Below are 13,600 nucleotides of genomic sequence, written 5' to 3'. Positions count from 1 at the left end.
AATATTAATTGGTTGCATATTCCGGATCAACGCTAAGGTGTGTGGCATTCCCGTCGGCGAACGGATCATCACGTTTCTGAAGAGGAATCACCGTGGTTATCGAAGCCATCGTCACCCGTCTCGACGCTGCATTCGCACAGATCGAAGCAACACCGGATTCGCACGAAGCGCGCCATCAGCGCGACGCAATCATCCAGTGGCTCGACCGTGCGTCGGAAGAAGGATATCGACTCGGTCTCGTCACGACGCTGCCGGCCGCACGGCTCAGCGACATGTTCGAAGGCCAGTTCGGCCGCGCGAACCTCGACCGCTTCTCGGTCGTCGTCACGGACGCCAATCAGCAGGACTCCGGATCAAACCAGCATCCTTTCGACGTTGCGCTGCAAGCGCTCGGCGTACCGCCCGAACGTGCGGTGGCGATTGCGAGCAGCGAACCGGAACGCCGCGAAGCCGAGCATTTCGGCCTGTCGCGCTGCGTGAACATCACCGATACGGTGCGCTCGATCGCATCGGCCGGCCTGCACTGAACGCCGGCACACGGGCCGGCGGCGGCCGGCCATCGTCGATCGGGCCGCAATCCGACGATTGCCCGACCCGATCCTGACATTCTGCTGTCAAAGTCGCTTGCAACACTTCCGGGTTCGACCGATCTCTCCCGGAAACGGGACGACGCGATACCGCATCGTCCCGCCCGTTACACGCCACGATGACACGCCCGCCCCACACCGCCCTCGCCCTCGCAATCGCCTGTCTGTTGCTTGCCGCCTGCGGCGGGGAAACCTCGACACCGCCCGCCACGTCGACCGACAACAGCGGCTCGACGCCCGCACCGCAGCCGCAACCAACGCCGACGCCGGTTCCCGCGACCTACTACCAGACGAAGACGCCGTACCGCCCGCAGCAGGACGCCGCGACGTACGAAGCGCCGCCCGCCGGCTACGTACCCGTCTACGCCGAACTCGTCGCACGCCATGGCTCGCGCGGGCTGTCGGGCTTCAAGTACGACGGCGCGATCTACGCGATGCTGGTCAAGGCCGAGGCCGACGGCGCGCTGACTGCGCTCGGCGCGCAGCTCAAGGCCGATACGTACGCGATGATGAAGGCCAATGCGCTGCTCGGTTACGGCGTGCCGGGCATCTCGACGCCCGGATACGGCAATCTCACGCAAACCGGCATCCGCGAACACCAGCAGCTCGCCGCACGGCTCGCACAGCGGCTGCCCGCGCTGTTCTCGGCGGGCAACCGGCAGGTTGTCGTCGTCAACTCGGGCCAGGATCGCGCGGTCGACAGCTCGACGTTTTTCTCCGCGGCGCTCGTCGCCGCGCAGCCGGCGCTGGCCGCGGCGATCACGCTGCCCGCCGCGCCGTCCGGCTATCCGGCAAACGCACCGGCCGCGCAGCCGGCCGGCACCAACCGCTTCCTGCTGTATTTCCATTCGCTGAAACCGGCCACCGATCTCGTGACCGACACGAGCGATCCGTACTACGCGACCTATCAGGCAAGCCAGGCCTACCAGGCCTACGCAAACGACACGGCGGTGGCCGCGAAGCTGAAGGCGATCAAGGCCGCACCGCAAGCGGCCGACGTCGCGCAAACGGTGCTGTCCGCGCTGGTGTCGCCGGCGTTCATCGCGAAGCTCGGCACCGACGGCTACACGTTCGCGAACACGGGAACCTATGCGTTCACGTCGGCGGACGGCAAGTTCACCAACACGCTGAAGGGCGACGGCAAGACGAAGATCGCGACGGCCGTCGATGCGGTGAACGTGCTGTACAACCTGCTGCAGATCGCGCCCGCGATGACGGCGGAAACCGGCGGCGTCACGATGGAGAAATACATCGGCGCGGAGCAGGCGCAGTATCTGGCCTATCTGCAGGATGCCGAGGACTACTACCAGAAGGGGCCCGGCATCCAGGAGGCGAACCCCGTCACGTACCGGATGGCGAAAGTGCTGCAGGACGACTTCTTCGGCGAAGTCGACGCGATCGCGCGCGGCGACCTGACCCGCGCCGCGAAGCTGCGCTTCACGCATGCGGAGATCGTGATTCCGTTCGCGTCGAACATGAACCTGAAGAACGTGTTCGTGCCGACGCCGCAGGCGCAGACCTACACGTATGCGAACAACCCGTGGCGCGGCGACCAGGTGTCGCCGATGGCCGCGAACATGCAATGGGATGTCTATCGCAACGGGTCGCGGCTGATCGTGAAGATGCTGTACAACGAGCGCGAGACGGATTTCCAGGCCGCATGCGACGGCGCGAAAATCGCGCCGGGCAGCCACTTCTATGACTATGCGGGGCTGAAGCAGTGTTACGGGTATCAGTGACCTGACGCGCGGTGCACGCGTCGCGCGCGGATGAGAGGATGAGCGGGGCGCCGCGGCATCGACGAACTCGCGTCCGCCCGCGCGGTCGAACCTGCATCGCCGGAGATTCCCATGAAACGCGTTGCCACTGTCGCTGTCCTGACCCTGCTTGCCGCCGTCAGCTTGCCGGCAGCCGCCGGCGCATCATCGTCCGGCGCCAATGCGCCGGTTCCGGTTCAAGCGCACGCAAAAAATTGCGTCCCGTCCCGGGACGCCGCGTACGACACCCGCTCCCCGTCGAAGGCGCCGCCGATCCGCGTGTGCGTCGGCGATTCCGACACGCAACTGAACCTGCCGTGGTTCCTGACCGACGTGCTCACCGCGGTCGACACGCACCAGTCACCCGGCGACCTGCTGCGCAAGATGCGCGACGATTTCTGAATCGCGGCCGGTGCGACGCGCCGGCACCGCATCGATCATTCGACGTCAGGCCGCTCCAACACCTGCATGAACGTGCCGGCGATACCGGCCCGCATCGCGGGATCGGCACTGCGATCGAGCAGCGCCAGCCATTCCTGTCGTTCACCTTTCGACAGCACTCCATGCTCTCCGTTGATGGCGTCATAGCGCGGCGTACCGTGCGGCCGACTTCGTGCAGCGACCGCTCACGCACCGGCATCGGTTCGACGAAAACGGCGCCGCGTAAAAAATATTTCCTGTCGAGATGCAATCACAAAACTACACCATTTGTTGAATAACAATATTTTGCAATCCCGCGTCGCACCTTATACTTGCCGCGCACCATCCTCGTGCCAAGAGAAGGTGTCTTTCGTCCCGGCCGCACGACCTTGCGGCCGGGGTTTTTTTCGGTGTGCTACGTCGATATACATGTGCCACAGGCACATGTTATGGTCGCGAGCCTCCGGATGAATGGCCGATCGCGAGGTGCCGCCGCCCATGGCCCTCGCGACCGTTGAATCGATTAGCATCGGGATATCGGCGCGCCGGACCCGGCACGACGCATGCTCGCCGTTTCCGCATCGACCGGTTCGGCTTGCGTCTCCATGCGAACAACACGAAAGGCAACTGCGGGAATGTCGGCGCTCACGCCAGGCTCTAAGCCAGTTTTCCAGCGCAGCGGCGCGTGGCCGCGAGTTGTCTTTTTCGTTGCCGTAATCGTTTGCGTGATCGTGCCGACCTTGGCGATCGTGCTGGCCGATCGCTACGCGCGCGATGCCGTCACCACACACGAGCGCGTCACCGCGAACGACATCGTCGCATCGGTGGACCGCATCCTCGACGGCGTCCGTCTGCGACATGCGGACGAACTGACCGCGCTGGTCGGGCGGCCATGCGCGACGATCTTCCGGACGCTGGCCGAAGTGGGCACTCGCCTGCGCTACCTGCGTGCCGTCGGGCTGGTGAACCACGGTCGCGTCACGTGCTCGTCGGCGCTCGGCGCGATCGACGTGCCGCTCGACGCGTACACGCGCGAGCCGAAACCGGGATCGACAATCGTCACGCTGTTGCGCCAGACGCCGTTTCAGCACGATATTCCGGTGCTGTCCGTGTTTCGCGCCACCGCGCGCGGCGCGGGTGTGCTCTACCTGATCGAGGGCGACTACGTGGCCGACGCGCTCGCGCGCGGCGCCCATCACGGCACGGAAACCGCGACGCTGTCGATCGCAGGTTCGGGCCATCTCGACCAGAACGGAAAGTACGCGCCGGAATCGGACGCCGGCCTCGCAGACGGAAGCACGATCGCGTCGCACCGATGGCCGTTCACGGTGTCGGTCGCCGCGTCGACGCACTACGCGTCGCAGGCCCAGCGCCACTATCGGTTGATCTGCATGACGATCGCGCTGCTCGCCGATGGCCTCGTGATCGCCGCCTACCTGCTGGCGATGGCGCCGCGGCGGCTGTTGCTGAAGGCCGTTCGCCAGGCGCTCAGGCGCAACGAGTTCCATGTCGTGTACCAGCCGATCGTCGACGTCCGGACGTGCAGGACAGTCGCCGTCGAGGCGCTGCTGCGCTGGCACCATCCGAAATGGGGGCCAATCAGCCCGGCGCTGTTCATCCCGCAGGTCGAATCGAGCACGATCCTGCCGAAAGTGACCGAATTCGTGCTGCGGACGGCCGTGTCCGAACTGACCGCGCTGACGCCGTCCGTGCCGCTGCGCATCGCCGTGAACGTCTCGCCGAAGGATCTCGAAAGCGCGCGGTTCGTGTCCGTCGTCGACGAAACAATCCGCTCGCTGCCGCCCGGCTTTACGCTGGTGCTCGAAGTCACCGAGCGCATCCTGCTCGAAAAGAACGCGCGGACCACCGCGATATTCCATGCGCTCAGGTCGAAAGGCGCGAAGTTCGCGATCGACGATTTCGGCACGAATCACAGCAATCTCGACATGCTGTCGCGCTTTCCGTTCGACTACGTGAAGATCGATCGCCAGTTCACCGCACGACTGAGCGATGGCGGCGCGGGGCTGATCGAGGGGATCGCCGCCGTCGCGCATTACTACGGCTTGAAGATCATCGCCGAAGGCGTGGAAACCGAAGCACAGCATTGCGCGCTGGAGGCGATCGGGATCCAGTACGCGCAAGGCTACCTGTATCAGTGGCCGCAGCGGGCGGAGAACCTGAGGCACGATTGCGCATGGGTGTAGCGGCGTTGCCGCCGAGGTGCGCGGCCCTATTGCGCGCACCTCGAACGCTCAATCCTGCGCGATAGCCGCCGGCTCGATGCCGGCCGCTTCCGGGCGATGCCCGAGCCGCGCGGAAATCGCCCGCCCCGATTCCTTCAGCAATGCGATGTAATGCGCCTTCGTATCCGCGCCGCAGCGCATCGTCGGAAACGAAATCGACAGCCCCGCGATCACGCGGCCGAAACGATCGAACACGGGCACCGCCAGACACATCAGGCCGTCTTCCTGTTCTTCGTTGTCCTCGCCGTAGCCCTGCTGCCGCACATGCGGCAGGATGCTCATCACCGCGTCCGCCGACGACAGCGTCTTCGCGGTCGACTTCCTGAACTCGATGCCGGCCAGCACCGCGCGCGCCTCGTCGGGCGACATCCACGCGAGCAGCACCTTGCCGATCGCCGTGCTGTAGAGCGGATTGCGCCGGCCGATCCGCGACTGCATGCGCAGCCCGTAATCGGCATCGATCTTGTGGATGTAGATGATCGCGTCCTCGTCGAATGCGCCGAGGTGCACGGCTTCGCGCGTCAGCTGCCCGATGCGGCGCATCTCGAGATCGGCCTCGCGCACGAGGTCCACGCTCTCCAGCGCCTTGCTGCCGAGCTCGAACAGCCGGATCGTCAGCCGGTAGCGGTCGGTCTCGCCTTCCTGCGCGACATAACCGAGCGTCTTGAGCGTTTGCAGGAAGCGATGGACCGTCGTCTTCGACATGCCGAGCTGCTGCGACAACTCGCTGATGCCGATCTCGCGGCGATCGCCGAGCGCCGCGAGGATCGTGAAGACCTTCCCGACGGCCGCGACCGAATCGGCCTTCTCCGCGGCGCCGGCCGCCGACGGGTCGGCCTGCGGTGCCACGTTCGCCTGATCGCGCTTGCGCTGCCTGGGCGTTGCTGTCATGTCCGTGAATCCGTAGATGCGAATCGGGAGAGCATAACGCGTCCGCCGCGCAATACCGTCAGCGTGCGAGCCACCCGCCGTCGACGGCGAGCGTGTGGCCGTGCACGTAGTCCGATGCACGCGACGCGAGGAACACGGCCGCGCCCGCGAGATCGTCGGGCACGCCCCAGCGGCCGGCCGGGATGCGGCCGAGGATTTCGTCGCTGCGCCGGCTGTCCTCGCGCAGCTGCGCGGTGTTGTCGGTCTCCATGTAGCCGGGGGCGATCGCGTTCACGTTGATCCCGCGCGCGGCCCATTCGTTCGCGAGCAGCCGCGTGAGGCCCAGCACGCCGCTCTTCGACGCCGTGTACGACGGCACGCGGATGCCGCCCTGGAACGACAGCATCGACGCGATGTTCACGATCTTGCCGCCGCGCCCCTGCCGCACCATCTGCCGCGCCACCGACTGCGACAGGAAGAACACGCTCTTCAGGTTCACGTCGACGACGGCGTCCCAGTCCGCCTCGGTGAAATCGAGCGCATCGCGGCGGCGGATCATGCCTGCGTTGTTGACGAGGATGTCGACCTGGCCGAACGCATCGACCGCGCCGCCGACGATCCGCTCGACCGGCTCCAGCGTCGACAAATCCGCGCGCACGTCGACGAAACGCCGCCCCGCCGCTGCGACACGCGCCGACGTAGCATCCGGCGCCGAGCGATTCGCGCCGACGATGTCGCAGCCGGCCGACGCGAGCGCGACGGCCATCGCCGCGCCGAGCCCCGTATTGCAACCGGTGACGATCGCGACCTTGCCGGTCAGGTCGAACAGGCCGGCGAGCGCGGAACGCGCATCGGCGGAAGGAAGATCGGGGTTGTCGCGTTTCATGGTGTCAGCGCAGATCGGCGACGGCGATGTGGTCCATGTCCTTGAACACCTGGTTCTCGCCGACCATCCCCCAGATGAACGTGTACGCCTTCGTGCCGACGCCCGAGTGGATCGACCAGCTCGGCGAGATCACCGCCTGCTCGTTGTGCACGACCACGTGGCGCGTTTCCTGCGGTTCGCCGAGCATGTGGAACACGGCCGCGTCGTCGGCGAGGTTGAAGTAGAAATACACCTCCATCCGGCGCTCGTGCGTATGACACGGCATCGTGTTCCACAGGCTGCCCGGCTCGAGCTTCGTCATCCCCATCGACAGCTGGCACGTGGGCAGCACGTCGGGCACGATGAACTTGTAGATCGTGCGGCGATTGCTCGTCGCCGCATCGCCGAGCGTTTCGGGCGACGCCTGCGCGAGCGTGATGGTGCGCGTCGGATACGCGGTGTGCGCGGGCGCGCAGTTCACGTAGAACTTCGCGGGATGCGCGCGATCGTCGCTGCCGAACACGACGCCCTGCCCGCCTTGCCCGATGTAGATCGCCTCCTCGGTACCCACCGCGTGACGCTGCCCGTCGACCTCGACCCAGCCGGGCCCGCCGATGTTGATCGCGCCCAGTTCGCGCCGCTCCAGCAGATGGCTCACGCCCATCGCGGCGCCGAGCGATGCGGGCACCTCGACCGGCCGCGTGGCCGGCCACGCGCCGCCGACGATGATGCGATCGATATGGCTGTAGGTGAGCGACAGCCCGTCCGGCTCGAACACGTTTTCCACCAGGAAATGCCGGCGCAGGCCGGCCGTGTCGAGCGCTTTCGCGTGTTCGCTGTGGATGCCCTGCCGCACTTCCATGCCGGTTCTCCATGGGGGATGGACACGCCGCCGATGCCTGTGCGGCCGACGGTCATACGATGAATTGAAGCATAAATTTTGCAGATTCGGAACGATGAACCGGATTTTTTGCATCGCGCCATGGCGCAATTAATCCCTTTTTTATCAGCAATTTATGAAGTTACGGGTATACGACTACCCGACAAATTCATAAAAACGGACCGACGTTCCGAATCATGTCCTATAGTCAGTCAGCAGACATCATTTGACAACGGGACGCATCGACGTCCACGGAGGAGACGTGAAGCTGAAACAGGCCATCGACCGCATTCCCGGCGGGCTCATGCTGGTCCCGATGCTGCTCGGCGCGTGCGTGCATACGTTCGCACCGAACGCCGGGAAGTACTTCGGCTCGTTCACCAACGGCCTGATCGCGGGCACGGTGCCGATCCTCGCCGTGTGGTTCTTCTGCATGGGCGCGACGATCAACCTGCGCGCGACGGGCGTCGTGCTGCGCAAATCGGGCACGCTGCTCGCGACGAAGATCCTGGTCGCGTGGCTCGCGACGCTGATCGCCGCGCGGTTCATCCCCGACGACGGCATCCGGACGGGCCTGTTCGCGGGCCTGTCGCTGCTCGCGATCACGACGTCGATGGACATGACCAACGGCGGCCTCTATGCGGCCGTGATGCAGCAGTACGGCAGCAAGGAGGAAGCCGGCGCGTTCGTGCTGATGTCGATCGAATCGGGGCCGCTCGTCAGCATGCTGATTCTCGGAGCGGCCGGCGTCGCGGTGTTCGAGACGCGGCTGTTCGTCGGCGCGGTGCTGCCGTTCCTGATCGGCTTCACGCTCGGCAATCTCGATGCGGACCTGCGCGAGCTGTTCGGACGCTGCGTGCATCCGCTGATCCCGTTCTTCGGCTTCGCGCTCGGCAACGGCATCGATCTCAACGTGATCGCGAAAAGCGGCCTGCCGGGCATCGCGCTCGGGCTCGCGGTGATCGTCGTGACGGGCGTGCCGCTGATTCTTGCCGACAAATTCGTCGGCGGCGGCAACGGCACGGCGGGTCTTGCTGCGTCATCGACGGCCGGCGCAGCGGTCGCGAACCCGGCGATCATCGGCGAGATGATTCCGAAGTTCAAACCGATGGTGCCGGCCGCGACCGCGATCGTCGCGACTGCCTGCCTCGTCACGGCGATCCTCGTGCCGATTCTGACGGCGATGTGGGCGCGGCGGGCGGCGCGGGCAAGCGGTGCGTCGCTGCCGTCGATGGCCGCACGGCCCGCGCATGGAAGCCCGATCGAGCATGAAGGCCATGTGTGATGCGCTTTTGACGTCGTTCCCCACTCCCGTCACAGGAAATCCGTTCGCCATGTCATTGCTCAAGCGCTTCGGCGCCGCTGCCCGTTTCGTCGCCGTTGCCGCGCTGCTTGCCGGAAGCGCCGCCGCTCACGCCGCCGATGCCGATGCCGAGCGCGTCGCGCATGCGGTCGAGCGCCTGCGCGTCGCGATGCTCGACAGCAACGGCGCCGCGCTGCGCACGCTCGTCGAGGACGATCTCACCTACGGCCACTCGTCCGGCCAGTTGCAGGACCGCGCCGCATTCCTGAAGACGCTCGACGGCACGCACGCGTTCCAGTCGATCGCACTGTCGGGCCAGACGGTGACGGTGAGCGGCGGCAGCGCATGGGTGCGCCATACGTTCGATTCCGTCAACAACCTGCCGGACGGCAAGACGAGCACCGCGCATATCGGCGTGCTGCAGGTGTGGAAGCGGCATCCGGACGGATGGCGGCTGTTCGCGCGGCAAGCGTATTTGCTGCCGAAGGAGTGACGGGGCTATCCCGCGGCATCGTGCAGCGCAGTCGCACTGCCCCGATCCCGTCCGCTCCGGAGCGTCGCGCGGCTCCGGAGCGCATCGCGCTACAACGCCATCCCGCCGTCGATCGTCAGGCTCGATCCCGTCATGTATCCCGATTCGGCACTCGCGAGCCATGCCACCAGCGATGCAATCTCGTCCGGGCTGCCGGCCCGCCGCAGCGGAATCAGCGGGCGAATCCGGTCGAGGTGATCGGCCGTCATGTCGGTCTCGACCGGCCCCGGCTGCACGTTGTTGATCGTGATCCCGCGCGGTGCGAGATCGACGGCGATGCCCTTGACCATCACGGCCACCGCGGCCTTCGTCATCGAATAGACGCTCGACCCCGGATGCCCGCTGCGCACGGCCGTGTTGCTGCCGATCGTGACGATCCGGCCCCCGTGCGTCAGGTGCGCGGCGCCGGCCTGGACGGCCAGGAACACGCCCCGCACGTTGACCGCCAGCATCCGGTCGAGATCGTCGACGCTGACCTCGGCCACGTCGCCCAGCTTCAGGATGCCCGCATTGACCACGACGACATCGAGCCGCCCGAAGCGCCCGACCGCCTGCGCGACGGCCTGGCGGATCTCGTCCGCGTTCGCGCTGTCGGCCCGGATCGCCAGCGCAGCCCGCCCGCTCGCTTCGATCGCGGCAGCGGTTTCCTGCGCGCGCTCGGGCGCCGAGACGTAGGTGAACGCGACATCCGCGCCGTCGGCCGCGAGCCGCCGGGCGATGGCCGCGCCGATCCCGCGCGACCCGCCGAATACGATCGCGGCCTTGCGTGCGCCGCCGGAAATGCCTGTCATGATTCGCTCCTTTATGGACTGATCAGTCAATAAGTACCCAAAAAAAACGCCGGCAGCCGTGCCGGCGCGTTGTCTTGCGTGTATCGGTATCAGCGCGCCCTGAGGCGATCGGCCGCGAATTCCGCGGTCGTGCGCAACGCCTGCAGCTTCGACCCGGCACGCGCGCCGAGCTGGATACCCTGCATCGTCGTCAGGATGAAACTCGCGGCCTCGCGCGCATCGACCGCGCGGTCGATCTCGCCCGCGTCCTGCCCTTCGCGGACGCGCGCGACGACCTGCTTGTGCAGCACCGCACCCGCTTTCTCGCGCAGCTCGGCCAGCTCGGGATCGGCCGTGCCGAATTCGCAGATCGCATTGACGCCCATGCAGCCGAGCACGCGCTCGGCCGCGTTGCCGGCGATCACGCCGAGCAGCAGCGCCTCGATACCCGCGATCGCGGACGCCGGTGCCGTCAGGCGTGCGACGTGGCCCGACACGCTGTCCGACTGGTAGCGTTCGAGCGCTTCGACGTACAGCCTGCGCTTGTCGCCGAACGCGTTATAGAGGCTCTGCCTGCCGATCTGCATCGCACTCAGCAGGTCGTCAGTGGACGTCGCGGCATAGCCCTTCTCCCAGAACACGCGCAACGCGCGCTCCAGTGCCTCGTCCCGATCGAATTCACGTGGTCTCACCATTGCCGCAGAATAGGCGTTATGGACAGATCAGTCAATAAACCGATATCGCTCCATCCCCATTTCGTCCATGCCCGCGTCAGGCACGGACCCCGCCCAAGCGCTAAAATCCGCCGCCTGGGCATCCACGACGAGCAAGCGTTTTGACTGCGTTCGAGCAGGGTTTCATCCTCACCCGCCACTGGCGGGACACCGCGACCGGCATCGAGATCGAGTTCTGGCTGGCAACCGAACACGGTCCGCGCCGCGTGCGGTTGCGCCCGCAGGAAGCCGTCGCGTTCATCCCGGCCGAACAGCAGGCGCTCGCCGAACGCACGCTGGCCGGCGAACGCGATGCGGAACTGCGCCCGCTCGCGCTGCGCGATTTCAGCCGGCGCCCGGTCGTCGGCCTTTATTGCAAGCGCTATCGCCACCTGTCCGGGCTCCAGAAGCGCCTCGCGGCGGCCGGCGTCGACGTCTACGAAGCCGATGTGCAGCCGCCCGACCGCTACGCGATGGAGCGCTTCATCACGGCATGCGTGCAGTTTCGCGGCCAGCCCGGCAACGACGGCACGCTGACCGGCGGCGAGCTGAAACCCGCGACCGGCTACCGCCCGGCGCTGCGCTGCGTGTCGCTCGACATCGAAACCAGCGTGCACGGCGAGCTGTATTCGATCGCGCTCGAAGGCTGCGGACAACGGCAGGTCTACATGCTCGGGCCGCCGAACGGCGATGCCGACACGAGCGCCATCGACTTCCGCCTCGACTACTGCGACAGCCGGCCCGCGATGCTCGCGCGGCTGAACGACTGGTTCGACGAACACGATCCCGACGCGGTGATCGGCTGGAACCTCGTGCAGTTCGACCTGCGCATCCTGCACGCGCACGCGGAGCAATACGGCGTGCCGCTGAAGCTCGGACGCGGCGGCAGCGTGCTCGACTGGCGCGCGCACGGCCAGCAGCCCGACCACTTCTTCGCGGGCGCGGCCGGCCGCCTGATCCTCGACGGCATCGACATGCTGAAATCCGCGACGTGGACGTTCCCGTCGTTCAGCCTCGAATACGTGTCGCAAGCGCTGCTCGGCGAAGGCAAGTCGATCGACAATCCGTACCAGCGGATGGACGAGATCCAGCGCCGCTTCGACCACGACAAGCCCGCGCTCGCGCACTACAACCTGAAGGACTGCGAGCTCGTCACGCGCATCTTCGACAAGGCCGACCTGCTGTCCTTCGCGCTCGAACGCGCGAGCGTCACGGGGCTCGCCGCCGATCGCACCGGCGGCTCGGTCGCGGCGTTCACGCACCTGTACCTGCCGCGCATGCACCGGCTCGGCTATGTCGCGCCGAACCTCGGCGACGTGACGGGGCAGAACAGCCCCGGCGGCTTCGTGATGGATTCGCGCCCCGGGCTGTACGACTCGGTGCTCGTATTCGACTACAAGAGCCTCTATCCGTCGATCATCCGCACGTTCCTGATCGATCCCGTCGGGTTGATCGAAGGGCTCGCGAACCCCGGCGACGACGCGTCGGTGCCCGGTTTTCTCGGTGCGCGCTTCTCGCGCACCGCGCACTGCCTGCCCGATATCGTGCGCCGCGTGTGGGAAGGCCGCGACGACGCGAAACGGCAGCGCAACGCGCCGCTGTCGCAGGCGCTGAAGATCATCATGAATTCGTTCTACGGCGTGCTCGGCTCGACGGGCTGCCGCTTCTTCGACCCGCGCCTCGCGTCGTCGATCACGATGCGGGGCCACGAGATCATGCACCGCACGCGCGAACTGATCGAAGCTCAGGGTTACGAAGTAATCTACGGCGATACCGATTCGACGTTCGTGTGGCTCGGCCGCGCGCACGACGACGACGAAGCCGGCGCCAAGGGCCGCGCGCTCGTCGAGCACGTGAACCGCTGGTGGCACGCGCACCTGCGCGACCACTTCGGGCTCGAAAGCGCGCTGGAACTGCAGTACGAGCGGCATTACCGGCGGTTCCTGATGCCGACCGTGCGCGGTGCGGAAGAAGGCAGCAAGAAGCGCTACGCGGGCCTCGCGGCGACGGCCGACGGCGGCGAGGACCTCGTCTTCAAGGGGCTCGAAACGGTGCGTACCGACTGGACGCCGCTCGCGCAGCAGTTCCAGCGCGAGCTGTACCGGCGCGTGTTCAGACGCGAGCCGTACCAGGATTTCATTCGCGACACCGTGCAGCGCACGCTCGCCGGCGAATTCGACGACCAGCTCGTCTACCGCAAGCGCGTGCGCCGGCCGCTGCGCGAGTACGAGCGCAACGTGCCGCCGCATGTGCGCGCGGCGCGGATCGCCGACGAGTTCAACCAGGCGCAAGGCCGGCCGATGCAGTACCAGCGCGGCGGCTGGATCAGCTACGTGATGACGACGGCCGGCCCCGAGCCGCTCGAAACGATGCGTTCGCCGATCGACTACGCGTTCTACCTGAGCCGCCAGTTGCAGCCCGTCGCCGATGCGATCCTGCCGTTCCTGCGCGACGATTTCGAACGCGTGATCTCCGGGCAGGGGCAGTTGTTCGGCGACTGATGCAACGGCGCTGCGCACGTCACCGCAACCTCTCCTCCGCGTGACGTCGATCTTCGTCGTGTTGCGCACGCATCACTCACTCTGACTCATTCAGGAACACAGTTGGTCAGGAATCGCCATTTATCCGGCCGGTCCGGGTTCCTAAACTTGTCTCGTCGG

The 13,600-nt window shown here is 66.4% G+C and carries 13 protein-coding genes; 7 read left to right on the top strand and 6 right to left on the bottom strand.

Features of this window, described 5'->3' with window-relative positions; genetic code table 11:
• The first annotated feature begins 92 nt into the window (after window positions 1-92).
• The 3 genes from ACM6JT_RS20770 (at window position 93) to ACM6JT_RS20760 (ending at window position 2,746) form a co-directional block, all read left to right on the top strand.
• Complete coding sequence (locus tag ACM6JT_RS20770; protein ID WP_034181060.1) at window positions 93-527, top strand: phosphatase; 435 nt, start codon at window positions 93-95, stop codon at window positions 525-527.
• Window positions 528-706: 179 nt separating this feature from the next.
• Window positions 707-2,326, top strand: coding sequence for a histidine-type phosphatase (locus ACM6JT_RS20765; RefSeq protein ID WP_414857166.1), 1,620 nt, complete (start codon window positions 707-709; stop codon window positions 2,324-2,326).
• Window positions 2,327-2,437: 111 nt separating this feature from the next.
• Complete coding sequence (locus ACM6JT_RS20760; protein WP_414857165.1) at window positions 2,438-2,746, top strand: hypothetical protein; 309 nt, start codon at window positions 2,438-2,440, stop codon at window positions 2,744-2,746.
• Between the two features lie 35 nt (window positions 2,747-2,781).
• Here ACM6JT_RS20760 and ACM6JT_RS20755 read toward each other — a convergent pair whose 3' ends face one another.
• Window positions 2,782-2,904 (bottom strand): hypothetical protein, encoded by a 123-nt coding sequence (locus ACM6JT_RS20755; protein ID WP_279608084.1) that lies wholly within the window; start codon window positions 2,902-2,904, stop codon window positions 2,782-2,784.
• A gap of 423 nt (window positions 2,905-3,327) precedes the next feature.
• Here ACM6JT_RS20755 and ACM6JT_RS20750 point away from each other — a divergent pair, with 423 nt between their 5' ends.
• A complete protein-coding gene (locus ACM6JT_RS20750) occupies window positions 3,328-4,968 on the top strand; it encodes an EAL domain-containing protein (RefSeq protein ID WP_414857164.1) in 1,641 nt (546 codons plus the stop codon).
• A 48-nt stretch (window positions 4,969-5,016) separates the two neighbouring features.
• Here ACM6JT_RS20750 and kdgR read toward each other — a convergent pair whose 3' ends face one another.
• Genes kdgR through kduI form a run of 3 tightly spaced genes read right to left on the bottom strand, consistent with a single transcriptional unit; the run spans window position 5,017 to window position 7,604 of the window.
• Window positions 5,017-5,898: a DNA-binding transcriptional regulator KdgR gene (gene kdgR / locus ACM6JT_RS20745; RefSeq protein WP_034181056.1), complete on the bottom strand. Its 882-nt coding sequence runs from the start codon at window positions 5,896-5,898 to the stop codon at window positions 5,017-5,019.
• 58 nt (window positions 5,899-5,956) lie between these two features.
• A complete protein-coding gene (gene kduD, locus ACM6JT_RS20740) occupies window positions 5,957-6,763 on the bottom strand; it encodes a 2-dehydro-3-deoxy-D-gluconate 5-dehydrogenase KduD (protein WP_414857163.1) in 807 nt (268 codons plus the stop codon).
• Window positions 6,764-6,767: 4 nt separating this feature from the next.
• Window positions 6,768-7,604, bottom strand: coding sequence for a 5-dehydro-4-deoxy-D-glucuronate isomerase (gene kduI / locus ACM6JT_RS20735; protein WP_034181054.1), 837 nt, complete (start codon window positions 7,602-7,604; stop codon window positions 6,768-6,770).
• Between the two features lie 280 nt (window positions 7,605-7,884).
• On the opposite strand from kduI, the gene kdgT reads away from it, so the two are divergent.
• Both kdgT and ACM6JT_RS20725 read left to right on the top strand, forming a co-directional pair.
• Window positions 7,885-8,907, top strand: a complete 1,023-nt coding sequence (gene kdgT, locus ACM6JT_RS20730) for a 2-keto-3-deoxygluconate transporter (RefSeq protein ID WP_131948176.1) — start codon at window positions 7,885-7,887, stop codon at window positions 8,905-8,907.
• Window positions 8,908-8,956: 49 nt separating this feature from the next.
• Window positions 8,957-9,418 carry a nuclear transport factor 2 family protein gene (locus ACM6JT_RS20725; RefSeq protein WP_414857162.1) on the top strand — a complete coding sequence of 154 codons (462 nt, stop codon included), beginning with the start codon at window positions 8,957-8,959 and terminating at the stop codon, window positions 9,416-9,418.
• 89 nt (window positions 9,419-9,507) lie between these two features.
• On the opposite strand, the gene ACM6JT_RS20720 is transcribed toward ACM6JT_RS20725, so the two are convergent.
• Together ACM6JT_RS20720 and ACM6JT_RS20715 are read right to left on the bottom strand one after the other, a co-directional pair.
• Window positions 9,508-10,248: an SDR family oxidoreductase gene (locus ACM6JT_RS20720; RefSeq protein ID WP_131948177.1), complete on the bottom strand. Its 741-nt coding sequence runs from the start codon at window positions 10,246-10,248 to the stop codon at window positions 9,508-9,510.
• 89 nt (window positions 10,249-10,337) lie between these two features.
• On the bottom strand, window positions 10,338-10,922 hold the full coding sequence (locus tag ACM6JT_RS20715; RefSeq protein ID WP_414857161.1) for a TetR/AcrR family transcriptional regulator: 585 nt from the start codon (window positions 10,920-10,922) through the stop codon (window positions 10,338-10,340).
• 140 nt (window positions 10,923-11,062) lie between these two features.
• On the opposite strand from ACM6JT_RS20715, the gene ACM6JT_RS20710 reads away from it, so the two are divergent.
• Window positions 11,063-13,441 carry a DNA polymerase II gene (locus ACM6JT_RS20710; RefSeq protein ID WP_414857160.1) on the top strand — a complete coding sequence of 793 codons (2,379 nt, stop codon included), beginning with the start codon at window positions 11,063-11,065 and terminating at the stop codon, window positions 13,439-13,441.
• The last annotated feature ends 159 nt before the right edge of the window (window positions 13,442-13,600 follow it).

Source organism: Burkholderia sp. IT-111MI5 (assembly GCF_949752865.1).
In the GTDB taxonomy this organism is placed as follows: domain Bacteria; phylum Pseudomonadota; class Gammaproteobacteria; order Burkholderiales; family Burkholderiaceae; genus Burkholderia; species Burkholderia pyrrocinia_C.
The sequence above is the reverse complement of the archived record's forward strand: the minus strand, read 5'-3'. Positions and strand labels throughout refer to the sequence as shown.

Bases quoted from the DNA above. Each gene is read 5' to 3' on its own strand.
- ACM6JT_RS20765 (WP_414857166.1), top strand. From the start codon at position 707: ATGACACGCCCGCCCCACACCGCCCTCGCCCTCGCAATCGCCTGTCTG.
- ACM6JT_RS20760 (WP_414857165.1), top strand. From the start codon at position 2,438: ATGAAACGCGTTGCCACTGTCGCTGTCCTGACCCTGCTTGCCGCCGTC.
- ACM6JT_RS20750 (WP_414857164.1), top strand. From the start codon at position 3,328: ATGCTCGCCGTTTCCGCATCGACCGGTTCGGCTTGCGTCTCCATGCGA.
- kdgR (WP_034181056.1), bottom strand. From the start codon at position 5,898: ATGACAGCAACGCCCAGGCAGCGCAAGCGCGATCAGGCGAACGTGGCA.
- kduD (WP_414857163.1), bottom strand. From the start codon at position 6,763: ATGAAACGCGACAACCCCGATCTTCCTTCCGCCGATGCGCGTTCCGCG.
- kduI (WP_034181054.1), bottom strand. From the start codon at position 7,604: ATGGAAGTGCGGCAGGGCATCCACAGCGAACACGCGAAAGCGCTCGAC.
- ACM6JT_RS20725 (WP_414857162.1), top strand. From the start codon at position 8,957: ATGTCATTGCTCAAGCGCTTCGGCGCCGCTGCCCGTTTCGTCGCCGTT.
- ACM6JT_RS20720 (WP_131948177.1), bottom strand. From the start codon at position 10,248: ATGACAGGCATTTCCGGCGGCGCACGCAAGGCCGCGATCGTATTCGGC.
- ACM6JT_RS20715 (WP_414857161.1), bottom strand. From the start codon at position 10,922: ATGGTGAGACCACGTGAATTCGATCGGGACGAGGCACTGGAGCGCGCG.